This window comes from Caballeronia sp. LZ065 (assembly GCF_031450975.1).
Classification (GTDB): Bacteria; Pseudomonadota; Gammaproteobacteria; order Burkholderiales; family Burkholderiaceae; genus Caballeronia.
Window position 1 is genome coordinate 1,720,251 of record NZ_JARUXV010000001.1, and the last position, 17,473, is coordinate 1,737,723.

14 protein-coding genes and 1 tRNA gene are annotated in these 17,473 nt (G+C 65.6%); 8 read left to right on the forward strand and 7 right to left on the reverse strand.

What is annotated here, in order from left to right; genetic code table 11:
* Nucleotides 1-248: 248 nt before the first annotated feature.
* A complete protein-coding gene (mfd, locus tag QCE63_RS07945; protein WP_309832186.1) occupies nucleotides 249-3,725 on the reverse strand; it encodes a transcription-repair coupling factor in 3,477 nt (1,158 codons plus the stop codon).
* 134 nt (nucleotides 3,726-3,859) lie between these two features.
* Between mfd and ispD the strand changes: the two genes are divergently transcribed.
* A complete protein-coding gene (gene ispD / locus QCE63_RS07950; RefSeq protein ID WP_309832188.1) occupies nucleotides 3,860-4,591 on the forward strand; it encodes a 2-C-methyl-D-erythritol 4-phosphate cytidylyltransferase in 732 nt (243 codons plus the stop codon).
* Nucleotides 4,592-4,628: 37 nt separating this feature from the next.
* Nucleotides 4,629-5,120 carry a 2-C-methyl-D-erythritol 2,4-cyclodiphosphate synthase gene (gene ispF / locus QCE63_RS07955; RefSeq protein ID WP_309832190.1) on the forward strand — a complete coding sequence of 164 codons (492 nt, stop codon included), beginning with the start codon at nucleotides 4,629-4,631 and terminating at the stop codon, nucleotides 5,118-5,120.
* 34 nt (nucleotides 5,121-5,154) lie between these two features.
* On the opposite strand, the gene QCE63_RS07960 is transcribed toward ispF, so the two are convergent.
* From QCE63_RS07960 to ompR, 3 genes are all read right to left on the reverse strand, one after another.
* A complete protein-coding gene (locus tag QCE63_RS07960) occupies nucleotides 5,155-5,703 on the reverse strand; it encodes a peroxiredoxin (RefSeq protein WP_309832191.1) in 549 nt (182 codons plus the stop codon).
* A gap of 84 nt (nucleotides 5,704-5,787) precedes the next feature.
* Entirely contained in the window at nucleotides 5,788-7,152 is a 1,365-nt protein-coding gene (locus tag QCE63_RS07965; protein WP_309808219.1) for an ATP-binding protein, read from the reverse strand.
* A gap of 76 nt (nucleotides 7,153-7,228) precedes the next feature.
* Nucleotides 7,229-7,954, reverse strand: coding sequence for a two-component system response regulator OmpR (ompR, locus tag QCE63_RS07970; RefSeq protein WP_309832195.1), 726 nt, complete (start codon nucleotides 7,952-7,954; stop codon nucleotides 7,229-7,231).
* A 165-nt stretch (nucleotides 7,955-8,119) separates the two neighbouring features.
* Here ompR and QCE63_RS07975 point away from each other — a divergent pair, with 165 nt between their 5' ends.
* Together QCE63_RS07975 and QCE63_RS07980 are read left to right on the forward strand one after the other, a co-directional pair.
* Complete coding sequence (locus tag QCE63_RS07975) at nucleotides 8,120-8,590, forward strand: hypothetical protein (protein ID WP_309832197.1); 471 nt, start codon at nucleotides 8,120-8,122, stop codon at nucleotides 8,588-8,590.
* A 12-nt stretch (nucleotides 8,591-8,602) separates the two neighbouring features.
* The gene (locus QCE63_RS07980; RefSeq protein WP_309832198.1) at nucleotides 8,603-9,517 is read left to right on the forward strand and encodes a DUF1501 domain-containing protein; all 915 of its coding nucleotides are present in this window, start codon (nucleotides 8,603-8,605) and stop codon (nucleotides 9,515-9,517) included.
* A 5-nt stretch (nucleotides 9,518-9,522) separates the two neighbouring features.
* Here QCE63_RS07980 and QCE63_RS07985 read toward each other — a convergent pair whose 3' ends face one another.
* Complete coding sequence (locus QCE63_RS07985) at nucleotides 9,523-10,365, reverse strand: squalene/phytoene synthase family protein (RefSeq protein WP_309833726.1); 843 nt, start codon at nucleotides 10,363-10,365, stop codon at nucleotides 9,523-9,525.
* Between the two features lie 221 nt (nucleotides 10,366-10,586).
* On the opposite strand from QCE63_RS07985, the gene QCE63_RS07990 reads away from it, so the two are divergent.
* Nucleotides 10,587-10,973 (forward strand): hypothetical protein, encoded by a 387-nt coding sequence (locus QCE63_RS07990; RefSeq protein ID WP_309832199.1) that lies wholly within the window; start codon nucleotides 10,587-10,589, stop codon nucleotides 10,971-10,973.
* Between the two features lie 420 nt (nucleotides 10,974-11,393).
* Here QCE63_RS07990 and QCE63_RS07995 read toward each other — a convergent pair.
* Nucleotides 11,394-11,480: transfer RNA gene (locus tag QCE63_RS07995), tRNA-Leu, on the reverse strand.
* A gap of 294 nt (nucleotides 11,481-11,774) precedes the next feature.
* On the opposite strand from QCE63_RS07995, the gene QCE63_RS08000 reads away from it, so the two are divergent.
* From QCE63_RS08000 to QCE63_RS08010, 3 genes are all read left to right on the forward strand, one after another.
* A complete protein-coding gene (locus QCE63_RS08000; RefSeq protein WP_309832201.1) occupies nucleotides 11,775-12,161 on the forward strand; it encodes a DUF2946 domain-containing protein in 387 nt (128 codons plus the stop codon).
* 90 nt (nucleotides 12,162-12,251) lie between these two features.
* Nucleotides 12,252-14,618 (forward strand): TonB-dependent receptor, encoded by a 2,367-nt coding sequence (locus QCE63_RS08005; RefSeq protein ID WP_309832204.1) that lies wholly within the window; start codon nucleotides 12,252-12,254, stop codon nucleotides 14,616-14,618.
* Nucleotides 14,619-14,669: 51 nt separating this feature from the next.
* Nucleotides 14,670-16,139, forward strand: a complete 1,470-nt coding sequence (locus QCE63_RS08010; RefSeq protein WP_309832206.1) for a PepSY domain-containing protein — start codon at nucleotides 14,670-14,672, stop codon at nucleotides 16,137-16,139.
* An 11-nt stretch (nucleotides 16,140-16,150) separates the two neighbouring features.
* On the opposite strand, the gene QCE63_RS08015 is transcribed toward QCE63_RS08010, so the two are convergent.
* The gene (locus QCE63_RS08015; protein ID WP_309832208.1) at nucleotides 16,151-17,305 is read right to left on the reverse strand and encodes a glycerate kinase; all 1,155 of its coding nucleotides are present in this window, start codon (nucleotides 17,303-17,305) and stop codon (nucleotides 16,151-16,153) included.
* Nucleotides 17,306-17,473: the final 168 nt, after the last annotated feature.

The following is a 17,473-nucleotide window of genomic DNA, read 5'->3' on the forward strand; positions in this document are numbered from 1 at the left end:
CGGCCATGAACCAATTCGCTATCCTTTATGCAGATCGATTCGTTCGACCTTCCGTGTAATTACTCAATCTGCCTCGAACACGGAAATACTGACACCCCCGCTTTCTTTGGTGACTTTCTTTGCAGCCGCAAAGAAAGTCACCCCCGCCCCGGGGAGGGGCAGTGCTAGCAGACCGACGCGAAAGCGGGAAGTCCACGAAAGCGCAAGCGAAGAACGAACAGATCCCTCAGAAGAAGAAAAAACCGCTCTCACCGACCAGAAACCGCCGGCTGCCTGACCGGCGCTCCCAACGCACGGAGGGTCTCCTTGACCGTAGCCAACCGCACAGCAAGATCCGGACTCCGCGTCTCAATCCGCAACTTGTCCTGCCCCGCAAGCTTGATGTGCTTGTGCTTCTGCACCATCTCGATGATCTTCATCCCATCAACCGGCGGGTTCGGCACGAACTGCAACGAGATAGCCTGCTCACCCGCATCGATCTTGGAGATGCCCAACGGCTTGGCCGCAAGTCTCAACCGATGTGTCTCCACCAGCGCATGCGCCTGCGGCGGCAACTTGCCAAACCGGTCCACCAGCTCCTCGAGAATCCCGTCGATCGCATCGCTCGATTCGCAATTGGCCAGCCGCTTGTACAGCGACAGACGCTCCTGCACATCGCCGCAATAATCCGCAGGAAGGATCGCCGGCGCATGCAGATTGATCTCCGTCGTCGCGGCAAGCGGCGCATTCAGATCCGGCTCGCGCCCATCCTTCAGCGCCCGCACGGCGTCATTCAGCATGTCGGTGTAAAGCTGAAAACCAATCTCGTGAATCTCGCCCGACTGCTTGTCGCCCAGCACTTCGCCCGTGCCGCGAATCTCCAGGTCATGCATCGCGAGATAGAAGCCCGAACCCAGTTCCTCCATCTGCTGAATCGCTTCCAGCCGACGCTGCGCCTGCTTCGTCAGCGACTGCGGATCATGCACCAGCAAATACGCATACGCCTGGTGATGCGAGCGCCCGACACGCCCACGCAACTGATGCAGCTGCGCAAGCCCAAACTTGTCCGCCCGATGCATGAGAATGGTATTCGCAGTCGGCACGTCAATGCCGGTCTCGATGATCGTCGTACACAACAGCACATTCGCACGCTGCCCGACAAAGTCACGCATCACGCGTTCGAGTTCGCGCTCATGCATCTGTCCATGCGCCACCGCAATGCGCGCCTCGGGCACCAGCGCCTCCAGCATCGCGCGACGATTCTCGATGGTCTCCACCTCGTTATGCAGGAAGTACACCTGCCCGCCGCGCTTCAGTTCGCGCAGCATCGCCTCGCGAATCACGCCGTCTTCCTCGCGACGCACGAAGGTCTTGATGGCAAGACGCTTCTGCGGCGCCGTGGCGATCACGGAGAAATCGCGTAATCCCTCCAGCGCCATGCCGAGCGTACGCGGGATCGGCGTGGCGGTCAGCGTGAGCACGTCCACCTCGGCGCGCAAGGCCTTCAATCCTTCCTTCTGACGCACGCCAAACCGATGCTCCTCGTCGATGATGACCAGCCCCAGCCGCTTGAACTTCACGTCGCCGGACAAGAGCTTGTGCGTGCCGATGACGATATCCACCGAGCCATCGTTGATCTGCTGCACGGCCGTCGATACTTCCTTGCCCGTCTTGAAACGCGACAGCTCCGCAATGCGCACCGGCCAGTCCGCGAAACGGTCCGTGAAGGTCTGCGTATGTTGCTCGGCAAGCAGCGTGGTGGGCGAGAGAATCGCCACCTGCTTGCCCGCCATCACCGCGATGAAGGCCGCACGCAGCGCCACTTCCGTCTTGCCAAAGCCGACGTCGCCGCACACGAGGCGATCCATCGGCTTGCCGCTCGTCATGTCGCCGATGACCGCGACAATCGCCGCCGCCTGATCAGGCGTTTCCTCGAAGCCGAAGCTCTCCGCGAACTTCGTGTAGTCGCGCGGCTCGAGCTTGAACGCATAGCCCTCGCGCGCGGCACGGCGTGCATAGAGGTTGAGCAGTTCGGCGGCGGTGTCACGGATCTGCTGGGCCGCCTTGCGCTTGGCCTTCTCCCATTGTCCCGAACCCAGCTGATGCAGCGGCGCGCTCTCCGGATCCGCGCCGCTATAGCGCGAGATGACATGCAATTGCGACACCGGCACGTACAGCTTCGCCTCGTTCTGATACGCGAGATGCAGGAACTCGGTCTCGCCTTCGCCCAGATCCATCGACACCAAGCCCATGTAGCGACCAATGCCATGCTGCGCGTGCACGACCGGATCGCCTACCTTCAATTCGGCGAGGTCGCGCACCATCGAATCGACATTGCTCGCCTGTTCCTGCCGGCGCCGTCCAGGGCGGCGCGCAAGCGGTCCGTAGAGCTCGGTCTCGGTGATGATCGCGAGCTTTTCGGATGGCAGCGAGAAACCATTAGCCAGCGGCGCGATGCCGAGCGTGAACTTGCCGTCGCTCGTCAGCCACTCGTGGAAGGTGTCATGCGCTTCGCCGCGCAGGTGATTCTCGGCGAGCAGTTGCTGGATGGTTTCACGTCGTCCCGCCGATTCCGCCACCAGCATCACCCGATTCTCCGTCTGCTCCAGATAATGGCGCAGCGCGAGTAGCGGCTCGTCGGCGTGGCGGTCGAGCGCAAGCCCCGGCAAGGGCGCCGCCCAACCGCCTTCGGGCACGGCCGGGAACTTGAGCTGCGCAAACGGCTTGGCGAAGGTGAAGAAGTCGTCGTCAGTCAGGAACAGGCGGCGCGGTTCGAGCAGCGGCCGCTCGCGATCGTGCGACAGAAAGTCGTGACGCTGCTTGGTATCGTGCGTGAAGCGCTTGATCGCCGCATCCAGATCGCCGACGAACGCCAGTTGCGTGCCTTCGGGCAGATAGTGGAAGAGCGTCGCGGTGTCGTCGAAGAACAGCGGCAAGTAATATTCAATCCCCGCCGACGGCACGCCGTTGCCCATGTCCTTGTAGATCTGCGAGCGGCTCGGATCACCCTCGAACACCTCGCGCCAACGGCTGCGAAAGGCCGTGCGCGCGGCTTCATCGAACGGAAATTCGCGGCCCGGCAGCAAGCGCACGTCCTTCACCGGATAGAGGCTGCGTTGCGTGTCGGGATCGAATGCGCGGATCGAATCGACCTGGTCATCGAACAAATCGAGCCGATAGGGCAGCGGTGAACCCATCGGATAGAGATCGATCAGCGAGCCGCGCACGCAGTATTCGCCCGGCCGCACGACCTGGCTCACGTGCTCGTAACCCGCGAGCGTCAGCTGCGCCTTGAGCTTCGCTTCGTCGAGGCGCTCGCCCTGCTTGAACGAGAACGTATAGGCTGCCAGGAACGACGCCGGCGGCATCCGGTACAGCGCCGTGGTCGCCGGCACGATCAGGATGTCGCAGCGGCCTTCGCCGAGATCGTGCAGCGTCGCCAGACGCTCGGAGACCAGATCCTGGTGCGGCGAAAAGGTGTCGTAGGGGAGCGTTTCCCAGTCGGGCAGCAGCCGCACACGGGCATCGGGCGCGAAGTAGGGGATTTCGGCCGCGAGACGCTGGGCATCGACCGCGCTGGCCGTGACAATCGTCAGCAACGGCACGCTTTCGCGATACGCCGCGTGATAGCGCGCGAGAGCAAGGGCATCGGACGAAACGGTCGCGCCGGAGAAGACGAAACGCTGGCCGGGCTTGACGACGGCGATGGGAGAACTGGACTGCGCGGTGACGGCTTTGGAAGGCATAGGGTGTGCATGGAGCCGTCCGGCGCGCCGTTCGAATAAGCGAACTGGCGTGCGCCGGACGTGGTCGCGATGGACCTATTATAAAATCCGGGCTTCGACTTTGACTTGGCCACGTTAAACCACGTTATCCACCCGTGACTTCGCGCCTCTTCTCACTGATTCCCTGCGCCGGCACCGGCAGCCGATCCGGCGCCCCGATGCCGAAGCAATACCAGACCGTCGCGGGCCGCCCGATGCTCGCCTACACGCTCGCGGCATTCGACGCATGTTCCGAATTCTCGCAGACCCTGGTCGTGCTTGCACCGGACGACCCGCACTTCGACGCCCGCCGCTTCGCCGGCCTGCGCTTCGTGGTGGCGCGCTGCGGCGGCCCTTCGCGGCAAGCCTCGGTGTACAACGGCCTGCTCGCGCTTGCCGGCTTCGGCGCGCGCGACGACGACTGGGTGCTCGTGCATGACGCCGCGCGCCCCGGCATCACGCCGGAGATGATTCGCAAGCTCGTCGCGGCACTGCGCGACGATGCGGTCGGCGGCATTCTCGCGCTGCCGGTCGCGGATACGCTCAAGCGCGTCGCACCCAACATGCCCGACGTGTCCACTAACGACGCCCATGATGTGCGGGTTGCCCGCACGGAATCGCGCGACGGCCTCTGGCAAGCGCAGACGCCGCAGATGTTCCGCGTCGGCATGCTGCGCGAGGCGATCGAACGCGCGCGGCACGACGGCCACGACCTGACCGACGAAGCAAGCGCCATCGAATGGCTCGGGCACTCGCCGAAACTCGTTCAGGGCAGCCTGCGCAACTTCAAGGTGACGTATCCGGAAGACTTCGCGCTCGCCGGCGCGATGCTCGGAACGCACGCCTGAAGTACGTCAACCCCTCACTCAACCAAGGTTTGCATCGATGGATTTCAGAATCGGACAAGGCTACGACGTCCACCAGCTCGTCGAGGGCCGCCCGCTCATCATCGGCGGCGTGACGGTGCCTTACGAACGCGGCCTGCTCGGCCACTCGGACGCGGACGTCCTGCTGCACGCCATCACCGACGCGCTGTTCGGCGCGGCCTCGCTCGGCGACATCGGCCGGCATTTTCCGGACACGGCGACCGAGTTCGCCGGCGCCGACAGTCGCGTGCTGCTGCGCGAAGCCGTGCGTCGCGTGACGGACGCCGGTTTCGCGATCGTCAACGTGGACAGCACCGTGATCGCCCAGGCGCCGAAGCTCGCGCCGCATATCGAGGCAATGCGCGCGAACATCGCCGACGACCTCGACCTGCCGCTCGACCGCGTCAACGTGAAAGCCAAAACCAACGAGAAGCTCGGCTATCTCGGCCGCAAGGAAGGCATCGAGGCGCAGGCGGCCGTGCTGCTGCGCCGGACCTCCATCGACGCCTGAAGCATCCAGTACGTGACGGGCGAGCGGCGCGCGCTCAGAGCGTCGTGCCGCCGGCGGGCCGCTTGCAGGCACACAGCTCGCCGGTCTGCAGGGCGTCGAGCACGCGCAGCACCTCCTCGGGGCTGCGGCCCACGTTCAGGTTATTCACCGACACGTGCTGGATCACGTTCTCGGGATCGACGATGAAGGTCGCGCGCAGCGCCACGCCCGCTTCCTTGTCGCGGATGCCGAGCTGGTCGATCAGTTCGCCCTTCACGTCGCCGAACGCGTAGTGATTGAGCTTGCTCAATTCCCGGTGCTCCCGGCGCCAGGCCAGCTTGACCAACTCGTTGTCGACGCTGCCGCCCATCAGCACCGCATCGCGATCTTCGAAATCCCGTGCAAGGCGCGCGAACTCGATGATCTCCGTCGGGCACACGAAGCCGAAATCGCGCGGGTAGAAGTAGATGATCTTCCACTTGCCCGGAAAGGATTGCTCCGTGATGTCCTCGAAGGCGGACTGGCCGTTTTCCTCGTAATGGTTGAAGCCCGGCTTCGCCGCGGTGACGGTGAATGCCTCGACTTTGTCGCCGACGGTCTTCATGCGGAGGCTCCTGAGGAAGGGAGAAAGGACACATTCAGTGTCTGACACGAAGGACGACGCGGGGTTTCAACATCGCGATGCGGCTCAGCCTTCGAAGCGCGCGCCGCCCTTCATCGACGGGAAATCGATCGTCACCTCGAAGCCCGCCAGCGGCGCGCGGTTACGCAGGCGCAGCGTGCCGCGCTGCCGCGTGACGAGGCGCTGCACGATCGCCATGCCGAGGCCCGTCCCGTTCGCCTGGGTTCGCGCGGTATCGACGCGATAGAACGGACGCGTGATCAGCGCGACCTGGTCGTCGGGAATGCCGCGGCCTTCGTCCATCACGGAAAGCTCCACCTTGCCGTGCGACACGCGCGTCTGCAGCGTGATGCGGGCGATGTCGTCATGCTCGCTGCGCCCATACTTGCGCGCGTTCTCGAGCAGATTGCCGACGACGCGGCGCGCATCGGTCGGATCGCCTTCGATCACCGCGCCGGGCGCGAGATCGGTGCGCATCACGACGCCTTCGTCGGCGTGGAAACGCGCGGCCAGTTCGCTGGCGATCATCGAAAGATCCACGGCCTCGGGCATGCGCTGCATGGGCCGCGCATAGTCCAGGAAGCGGCCGATGATCATGTCCATCTGCTCGATGTCGTCGATCATCGCGAGCTTGGTCGCCTCGTCCGACGGACTCATTTCGGTTTCGAGCCGCAGCCGCGCGAGCGGCGTGCGCAAGTCGTGCGAGATGCCTGCGAGCATCAGCGCGCGGTCCGCCTCGAGCTGTTCGAGGTCTTGCACCATCTGGTTGAAGCTTCGGTTGGTCTCGGCGGCGACGCCCATGCCGCGCTCCGGCAAGGGCTCCGGCGACTGTCCCGAACCGAGCTTGCGCGCGGCCAGCGCCAGCCGCGCGAACGGCCGGTTGACGAGACTCGTGATGAAAGCCGCGCCGAACAGCGACAACGCCAGCGCGAACACGCCCCAGCCGGCCCATTGCAGGCCGGTGACGGTGTCGAGCTGGTCGCGGTCGAGCGCGACCCAGTAATCGTCGTCATCAATCTTGAAGCTGATCCACACGCCGGGAATCTCGTTGACCGACTGCGCGATGATCGTGTCGTTGCCGAGCCGGCCACGCACGTCGCGCTCGATCAGCCGGTTGAGCGATTCGTCCGGCTGGAGCTTGTATTTGTCGGTGGTTTCGCGCGGATAGACGCGCACGCCCTCGTTGCTCTCCAGATCCTGCAACAGCGCGCGGCGCAGATCGGGATCGGAATAGAGCAGGGCGGTGCGCGTCAGCTTGACGACCGCGACGAGCTGCAGCGCCACGCGCTGCGCGCGCGGTTCGCGTTCGATCACGCGAAAGCTCTGGAACCATGCGGTCAGGCTGACCGCGATGAGCAGCGCGATCAGCGCGAAGGTACGCCAGAACAGGCCGCCGAACGCGAGCGCCAGTAGCCGCCTGTCGATGCGCATGGGTCTGCCGGGTTCAGCTCGGGTAAGGGAAGAAAGCGTGACCAAACTTGCTCAAGCTCAAGAAGCTCAGGAACACTCAGGCCGCGCCGTCGGGAATGAACACGTAGCCCAGGCCCCACACCGTCTGGATGAAGCGCGGACTGCCGGGGTCGGGCTCGATCAGCTTGCGCAGACGCGAGATCTGTACGTCCAGACTGCGGTCGAACACTTCGTATTCACGGCCGCGTGCGAGCTCCATCAGCTTTTCTCGCGACAGCGGCTGGCGCGGATGACGCGCGAACACTTTGAGCACCGAGAATTCGCCGGTGGTCAGCGGAATTTCCTGGCCGTTCTTCGTGAGCGTGCGCGTCGCGAGGTTCAGCGCGAATTCGCCGAATTCAAAAACCTCGGTGGTTTCCGAAGGCGCGCCCGGCAATTCGGACGGCGTCTGGCGGCGCAGCACCGCATGAATGCGCGCCACGAGTTCGCGCGGATTGAACGGCTTCGGCAAGTAGTCGTCGGCGCCCATTTCCAGCCCGACGATACGGTCCACATCCTCGCCTTTCGCGGTCAGCATGATGATGGGCGTGCGGTCATTGCTGCCGCGCAGACGGCGGCAGATGGAAAGGCCGTCTTCGCCAGGAAGCATCAGGTCGAGCACCAGCAGGTCGAAACGCTCGCGCACCCAGAGCTTGTTCATGGCCGGTGCGTTTTCCGCAACGTACACGTTGAAACCTTGCTCGCCGAGGTAACGGCGCAAGAGATCACGCAGGCGCGGGTCGTCGTCGACTACGAGAATTTTTGAAGGGTTCTTGGTTTCCATGGCGGCATCTTAGCGCGATTAGTCAAACGTCGAGTTTGTAACAAAAGCGAGTGTAACAGTTGGTTACAAAATTTACGGGGCCTGTGGCACGGCCTAAGGGTTTGGGTCGTACACTCCTTAGCGAAAGCACGCCATTCGGTAGATACTCCATTAGACCAGCGCGTCGTGCGGCCCGACCAGCCATGGCAGGACGCGCATGAAAAGACTGAGGCTGTCCGGTTGTCGAGCAACGAAGGGAACAATATGAAGGGAGCGCGGCAACGCGGACCCGTGCGCGCCGAGCGCATTTTCAGAAAGACACTTCTTGCCAGTGCGCTCTATGCAGTGCTGAGCACGCCTCACGCCCATGCGCAGAACGCCGGCTTCGCGCTTGACGGCAACCGTTCCGACCGTTTTGACCGCAGCGTCGCCACACCTCCCAAACGTTTCGATGGCCGCATGATTCGCGCGCAGCAGCGCGTGAGCAAAGGCGCGCCCGGTGCTCACGACAACCAGGCACCCGCGATGCAACCCGTCCAGCAGGTCGATCAGGCGCCGCCCGCGCGCCCGCCGCGCCATACCGTGATGACAGCCGACGAGCGCCGTCTCTTGCGGCAGCACATCGAAGAAGCGGTTCGCGATCTCTACAAGCGCTAGGCGCGCCTCCTCATGAACCGACGCCAGTTCCTCTGCACGACCGGCGCGTTCGCGGGGTGGTCGAGCGGCGTCGCATGCGAGCCGCGTGCAGACGCGTCCACGTTTCATCGCGCGCTGGTGCTCGTCGATCTGAATGGCGGCAACGATGGCCTGAACACGGTCATCCCAATCGGCGATCCGCGCTATCGCGCGCTGCGGCCGACGCTGGCCGTGCCGCAAGATCAGGTCGTGCCGCTCGATGACCGCACGGGTCTGCATCCGTCACTCTTGCCGTTGCTCAAGGTCTGGCAAGGACAGGAACTGGCGATCGTTCAGGGCGTCGGTCATGACGCGACCAATCGCTCGCATTTCCGCTCACGTCAGATCTGGGACACGGCTTCCGATACGCATGAGTACCGTGGCGACAGCTGGCTCGCCCATGCAAGCGTGCCGCTCGCCCAAGCCTCGCCTGCCGCCTCGTTCGCGGCTTCATGCACGGCCGCCGCGCACTCGATCGTGCAGCGTGAAGCCGCCGTGATACGCATCGCGATGCACGGCTTCGATACGCACGAAAACCAGGCGCCCCGGCATGCGGCGTTGCTCGCGCAATTCGCGGATGGGCTCATGGCGCTGCGAGCGACGCTGATCGCAGCGGGCGACTGGCATCGGACGCTGGTCATGACGAGCTCGGATTTCGGACGCTCGGCCCGCGAGAATGCGGCCCGCGGCACGGAACATGGCGCCGCCGCGGCGCAGTTCGTGATGGGCGGCAACGTGCGCGGCGGTCTGTGGGGCGCGGCGCCGCGTCTCGATGCGCTCGAGGCCGGCGACGGCCTGCCCGTGAGCCTCGACTTCAGGCGGCTGCACGCCACCGCGTGCGCGCATCTGGGCGTCGCGCCGTCGTCATCGGTGGCGCGCTTCGCGCCGCTGCCGCTATTGCGCGTCTAGCGCGTTCAACGCGTGCGCCACGTGATCCACAGCTTGCGGATCGGCGTGAGCGAAATGCGTTGATGCAGCAGCTTGAAGTCTTCCCGCTCGATTTCATCGAACAATGCGTAAGCGAGCGCCGCCTCTGCGCGCAGCACGCGCTGCGTGGCGCGTTCGGCGGGCGGCAGGGCCGCCAGGGCAGCGTCGAGCGCCTGGCGCGCGCGCGTGGTCTGGAAGCGCATCAGTTCGGCGAAAGCGTCGCCGTACTTGCGATTGATGATGTCCGCCGCCGTCACGTTGAAGCGCTGCAATTCGTCGATCGGAAGGTAGATGCGGCCATGGCGCGCGTCGTCGCCAATGTTCTGCACGCGTTCGGCCAGTTGCAGCGCCGCGCCGAGCGGAGCGGCCCACGCGGCGGCGTGCTGCGGCTCGCGCGCGGTCACACGGGCGACGGCCGTGGCGAACGCGCCGCCGGTCGGGTCGAGATAGCGCCGCAGGCCGGGCCAGTCGAGATAGCGCGCCTGATCCAGATCCATGCCGAAGCCATCGACGACCGTCGCCAGCAACGCTTGGCCCGCCTCGTCGAGCACGGCATGCCGGGCGTCGCCGGCATGGGCCTGTAGGGCCTGGGTGACCGGATGGGTTGGCGTACCTGCGTCGAGCCGGCCGAGTTCGCTTTGCCACCACGCGTGCTTGGTGCGGCCGATGGTCGGATCGCTGGTTTCCTTGACCGTTTCCTCCAGCTCGCGCCGCAACGCGAACAGGGCGGTCAGGAGCGGCTGCACGGCGGCGGGGGCGCGGCGCAGTGCGTAGTACGTGCCGGAGCCTTCGGGTGCGGCTTTCTGCTGGCAGTAGTCGTCGAAATTCACGAACTTGATGTGTGGGGAGGCAAGGGTGAGCGGGGCGATGTCCGCCGACGCATGGGCGCCCATTTTATCCGCCCGGCGGGAGCTTTGCCGCCGATCGCCGGCGGCCGCGGCTGTATCCGGATGTGCGGCGTACCACTGACGCCGCTCACGCCCGGCGCAACACTGCCGCAATCCGTCCGAGTACGACGTTCCACCGCAGTGCACGCAGTCGGGAGGCGCCCATGGCCCTGAGCAAATCCGAGAACAAGCAGTTCGGCGACCGATGCCTGCCGTTCCTCGTCAAAAGCGTGGCGACGGATTTCGGCTTCGACTTCCGTGTGTGTCCGCGCCAGATGCATGTGTCGCCGACGGTGGGCCTGCACATCACGGCGAACCGCAGGGCCGATGCCGCATTGTCCTATCCGCTCAACGTCTTCGTGTTCTGGCAGCCCTCGGGCGTGCGGCAGTTTCTGTCGCACGTGGACCGGCCGATCGCGGCGGCGCGCGCGAGCGAACTGGTGCCGAACGAGATCCGCAGGGTGATGAATCACTCCGGAGTGGACTTCGCAGGACGCTCGCAGGAGAAGGGCGAGGTGATGATGGTCGAACTCGGCGACATCAGCGTCTAGCGGCTGACGGCCGCGGGCTTCGCGTCGACGAGGACTGGCAGCATTGGTTCGGGATGCTGCGCGATTGCGAGCTTGCGCAAGACGTGTACGGGATCAAGCCGGCCAAACGGGCGCTGCGCTTTCCCAGACGCTCGCCGGCGTTCAAACACAGCGCGCGTGGGCGTCGTGGAAGGCTTGATCGAAACAAGCTCCAGCGCGCGCGTGCTGGCCGGCCTTCAATATCGATTCGACAAGAAAAAACCCGCGTCAGCCAGAATCGGCGCGGGTTTGTTTCAAGTCCGGGGCGGAAGATACAGATCTCCGGCCGCGTGTACTGCGTGAGGTTCGGCTCGATGCAACGCGGTGGAAAACCACGCCGACAATGCCGAATGCGTTCGATACGCACCGCCGGGGAACCCGGCTTCAACCACGAGCCGCGAGTGGTGCGAGGAGCGGGACTCGAACCCGCACACCCTTGCGGGCGTCAGGACCTAAACCTGGTGCGTCTACCAATTTCGCCATCCTCGCGTCACGGCTTGCGCGGCGGGTTTCTCGACGCCTTGCGGCCTGTCTCGACGCCCGGCGATGCCGCCGTGTCCGGCACCAGTCCAACGTGCCAAGCCCGAGATTCTAACCGATTCATTTGTCGATGTCCGGGAATTTGCGGCAATGCGGCGGCGCTCCGCGTGCATGGGTGCGTCGCTTGCGTCGCTTGCGTCAATTGCGCGCGTGATGCTCTTCATGCGCATCATGAGATTGCGGCATGCTCGCGCGCTGCCTACAATCTCGGCAATCTTTCGCTTCGACTTCCATTCCGCTCTCATGACCCGCAACGCGCGCAATCGCTTCGTCGCCTGGCTCGGCATTGCCGCCATGTGGCTCGCCATTGTCGCGCCGGTCATCAGCCAGACGCTCGCAGCCCGCGCGGCCTCCGATGATCCGCAAGCCGCCCTCTGCACGGTCTCTCCTTCCGCTGAAGCCGCACATGCGGCACGAGCGTCGCCGGCGTTACATGACGCCGCCGGCCATCTCGACGCCTGTTCCTATTGCGGCCTGCTCGCGCATCATCTGCCGGTCACGCCGGGCATCACGCCACAGGCTGCGCGCATCGAGCGGGTCGCGCGCATGGCGCCGCGCGCGCAAGTCGCCTCGATTCATTCGAAGTCGTTCAACGCCGCGCGTCCGCGCGCGCCGCCCGTCTTTTCCTGAACCCGTTCTTCGTCCGGTCCCATCGACGTCCGTCGCGCGCGTGAGCACGACGGACGCGTGACCGCTCGTCCGTCCTGTCAGGAATTCACGATGTTTCCACTCATCACGCGCGCGCGGCAGTGCTCGCGCCGCCGTGCCTTCGCGCATTCACGCGCATGGCTTCCCATTTCGCTGATGGCGCACGCGGCGCTATCAGCGGCCGCTGCGCCTGCCGCATCGGCGGTCGAGTCCGCCGATGCCACCGATTCCACCGACACCGCGCTCGCGCCGGTACGCGTCAGCGCGCAATCCGCGCCGCCTGCGTCGTCGCTCGACCCGAACCTGCCTTCGACCGTCAACACCGTCAGCGCCGACCAGTTCCAGTACTGGAACGTGACGTCGAGCGAAGACGTGCTCAAGTACGCGCCGAACCTGGCCGTGCGCAAGCGCTTCATCGGCGACCTCAACTCGACCATCGCGGTGCGCGGCACCAGCAACGCGCAGACGGCGCGCGGCCTGGTCTATGCCGACGGCCTGCTGCTCAGCAACTTCCTTGGCAACACCTGGAACTTCGCGCCGCGCTGGTCGATGATTTTCGCGGACGACATCGACCGCGCCGACGTGATCTACGGCCCGTATTCGGCGCTCTATCCGGGCAATTCGATCGGTGCGACCGTGGCCATCACCACGCGCATGCCGACCCAGTTCGAATCCGATGCGAAAGTGCAGGGTTTCACGCAGCATTTCAGCCTGTTCGGCGTGGATCGCAATTTCACCGGCGCCAACACGAGCGCGACGGTGGGCGACCGGATCGGCAGGCTGTCGTTCCTGATCGGCGCGGATCATCAGGAGAGCACGGGCCAGCCCTTGCAGTTCGCGACGCTCGCGCAGTCGAAGACGCCCGCCACGGCCGCCGACACGCCCGTCACCGGCGCGACCTTCTATCGCGACCAGTACAACACGCCGACGGCCGTGCTCGGCACCTCGGGCGAGGGCATCGAGCGCACCTTCCAGGACCAGTTGCGCGTGAAGCTCGCGTACGACCTGACCGACACGTTGCAGGCCGGCTTCACCCTCGGCTACTGGCATCAGAAGTACAACAGCGACACGCAGACCTTCCTGCGCGACGCCGCGGGCAATCCGGTGTACAGCGGCCGCGTGAACATCGGCGGCTACGCGTACGACATTCCCGCGGCCACCTTCGCGCCGAGCATGGGCGCGAGCGAGAACACCCTGTACGGCGCATCGCTGCGCACCCATCACGCTGCCGGCTGGAACGCGGAGGCCCTCGCGTCGTATTTCGACATCGCGCAGAGCATCGCGCGCACGGCCAGTTCCGGCGTGCCCGGCGACGGCCCCGGCACGCTCACCGACGGCAGCGGCTCCGGCTGGAAATCGCTCGACCTGCGCGCGAGCTGGACGCCCTACACACGCTCGGGACCGGCGGCGCATGCGCTGTCGTTCGGCTATCACTACGACAACTATTTCGTCTCCAACGTGACGTCGAACACGGATGCATGGCGCGAAGGGGCGGGCGTGTCGTTCGCCAACGCGTTCGGCGGCCGCACGCGCACGCAGGCCGTCTACGCGCAGGACGCGTGGCGCTTCCTGCCGCGCTGGGCGTTCACGTATGGCGTGCGTTATGAGAACTGGAACGCCTACGACGGTTCGCGCGCGGTGGGCGCGACGTCGCTCGACTATGCCGGGGCCAGCGAAGGCCACTGGTCGCCCAAGGCCTCGCTGTCGTTCGACGCGACCCAGGACTTGACGCTGCGCGCCTCGATGGGACGCGCGTATCGCTTTCCCACGGCGGGCGAACTCTTTCAAGGGCAGATCAGCGGCATGTCGATCGTCAACAACAATCCTGATCTCAAGCCGGAAGACGATCTCTCGAAGGAACTCAGCGCGGAGTGGATTCACGGCAACGGCCTTTATCGCTTCACGCTGTTTCAGGACGACGTGAAGAACACGATCCTCAGCCAGACCAACACGACCGTGATTCCGAATGTCACGAACTTTCAGAATATCGACCGTGTGCGTTCGCGCGGCGCGGAGTTCGCCTATGAAGGTCAGGACGTGCTGGTGCGCGGTCTCGATCTCGTTGCCAATGTCGCTTATACGCAGTCGAAAATCATCGCGAACAGCGGCAATCCGGCATCGGTGGGGAAGTACTTCTATCGCATCCCGCTGTGGCGGGCGAATCTCGCGGCGACCTGGCGCGCGACCGGGAATACGGCGGCCACGCTCGCGGTACGGTATTCCGGACGGCAATACAACTCGCTGACGAACACCGACGTCAACCCGGATACCTACGGCGGCACCAGCAGCTACACCGTGGTCGATGCCAAGCTCACCTACCGGCCGACGAAACACACCGAACTGGGCGTGGGCGTCGACAACCTGTTCGACGAACGCTATTACGTGTATCACCCGTATGCGGGGCGCACGTTTTATGTGGAAGGGCGCATCGGGATCTGATGCCTACAGATGCCTTCGATCTGACACGCACACACTCTTCAGAGAATCGCCATGCTCGCACCCGAATCACCTGCCACCGCCCAGCCCATTCCGGGCGATGTCATCGCGCAGCGCCGCACGCTCTGGCGCTGGCACTTCTATGCCGGCCTCTTCGTCATGCCGCTGCTGATCGTGCTCGCCGTCACGGGCACGCTCTACTGTTTCCAGCCGCAGCTCGAGCCGCTTCTGTATCGCGACCGGATGGTCGTCGCGGATCCGCACGTGCCGCCGTTGCCGCGCGAGGTCCTGCTCGCCAAAGCCGCCGCGAGTGAACCGCGCGGCGCGATCGCGACGCTTGCGCAGATCGAATCCGACCGCACGCGCAGCGCCGAATTCGTGTTTCGCCTGCCTTCGGGCGAAAGCGAAAGCGTGTATGTGAATCCGTATGACGGCGCCGTGCTCGGCAGGCTGTCGGTCGAACATCGGCTGATGAAACAGGTGCGCGACCTGCATCGCGGCTTGATGCTCGGCAAGACCGGCGAACTGCTGATGGAACTGGCCGGCTGCTGGACGCTCGTGATGATCGGGACGGGCGTCGCGCTGTGGTGGCCGGATCGAACGAATGTCCGCAACGGTGGCAAGGGCGGCGTCTGGCTACCGCGCCTGTCATTGCGCGGCCGCGCGTGGTGGCGCGACCTGCATGCGGTCGGCGGCATATGGCTCGCAGCGGGCGCGCTGTTCTTCGTGCTGTCCGGACTGCCGTGGTCGGGATCGTGGGGGCGCGAATTCAAGGCACTCGCGACTTCCGCATCGCTTGGGTATCCGAAAGGCGCGTGGGGCGAAGCGCACGTGCAGTCGAGCGTGCCGACGGCGGGCGCGCAGGAGGCCGATGCTCACGCCGGACATGCCGGACATGCCGGACACGCCATGCCGATGACCATGGACGATCTGCCGCTCAAGCAGACGCCGTGGGCCGTCGGCGCGACGGCCGTGCCGGGCAGCGTAACCGAGCCGGCTACTGCGGCCGCGCGGCTGTCGCTGGATCAGGTGGTGGCGCTCGCGGCGCGCAACGGCGTCGCCGACGATTACGGCCTCGCGCTGCCGAGCACCCGGGGCGGCGTCTATACGGTGTCGTCGTTCCCTGCCGATCCGCGCGACGAACGCACGCTGCACATCGACCAGTACAGCGGCCGCGTGCTGGCCGACATCTCATACGCGAACTATGGTCGCGTCGCGCAATGGATCTCGTACGGCACGTCGCTGCACATGGGACGCTACTTCGGTCTCGCGAACCAGCTCGTCTGCTCGGCGATTTCGCTCGGACTCGCCGCGCTGGCGCTGACGGGTTTCGTCATGTGGCTGAAGCGCCGGCCGGCACGGACCATCGGCGCACCGGCGCGGCCGGCCCGGCGTCCGCCGATGCGCGCGTGGCGCGGCGGCCTGACGCTGCTCGGCATGATCTTCCCGCTGATGGGTATGACGATGCTCGCCGTGTGGTGCCTTGACCGGATTGCGTTCGGCGGGAAGCGGGTGGCTGCGTGAGGGGCTCGCCCTTATCGCGACCCGCGCGACCCGAACTTCAAACGCGTGAGTTGCTCGGCTTCATTGGCGAGCAGCCGCGCGGCGTCGCGGATGGCAGTGTCGAGCGTGATCGGCCCGGGCGCGGGCGAAAAGCAGCCGTCGAAGAACTCGGAAAGACGCGGCAGCGCCGCCGAATCCACCGCACCCGACAGCAGCGAAGCCGGCACGCCCGCCGCCCGCGCGTGCTTGCAGGCGATGAAGGGCGCCTTGCCGTGCAGCGTCTGCACGTCGGAGCGGCCTTCGCCGGTGATGAGCCAGTTCGCGCCGGCGAGGGCATCGTCGAGTGCGATCTCGCGCGCCACCACTTCCGCGCCCGTTTCGAAGCGCGCGCCCAGCATGTGCAGCGCGAACCCGAGCCCGCCCGCGGCCCCCGCGCCGGGTGCGTCGCGCTTGACGACACCCAGCGCCGGTTCCAGCAGATCCGCGAAATGGGCGAGGGCGGCGTCGACCGGCGCGATCTGCTCCGGCGTCACGCCTTTCTGCGGACCGAAGATCGCGGTGGCGCCGTGCTCGCCGGTCAGCGGATTGTCCACGTCCGACATGCCGATGAACTGCGCCTCCTTCACGCGCGGATCGAGCCCCGACGCATCGATGCGCGCGATCTTCGCCAGCGCGGAAGGTACCGGCTCGAGTTCCTGGCCGCCGGCATCGAGCAATCGGAGACCGAGGCCGACGAGCAGGCCCGCGCCGCCGTCGTTGGTGCTGCTGCCGCCCAGCGCGACGTAAAAGGTGCGGGCGCCCGAATCGAGCAGCGCGCGGATCGCCTCGCCCATGCCGAGCGTGCTGCGCTCGGTGACGGGCACGGCCATCCCGTCCGGATCGGTGATGCCGACCACTTCAGCCGTCTCGATGATCGCGCCGCCGTCGGCGAGCAAGCCCGTCGCGGCATCGCGCCGCGCGGCCGCCGCGCCGCGCACGTTGAGCAGGCGGCGCTCCCCGCCGGCGGCCAGCATCGCGTCGAGCGTGCCTTCGCCGCCGTCGGCCATCGGGCGGATGCGGATCTCGGCGTCCGGCCGCGCGCGCCGGATGCCTTCGGCGATCGCGCCCGCGACGCCTTCCGCGGAAAGCGAGCCCTTGAACGAATCGGGAGCGATGACGACTACGGGGGCGGACATGACGTTGGACATGGTGTCTCGAATGTTCTGGTTTGGAAGTGAACGAACGCACGTGCGCGACGCCAAACGCCATTCATTTATTGCATGCGCTTCATGCCTTTCGGTCATGGATTGCGCAAGGTGCCGATTGGTCGCGCGAATCGTGCGCTGGCAAGCTTATCAGCGTGGCGCCCTGCGCAA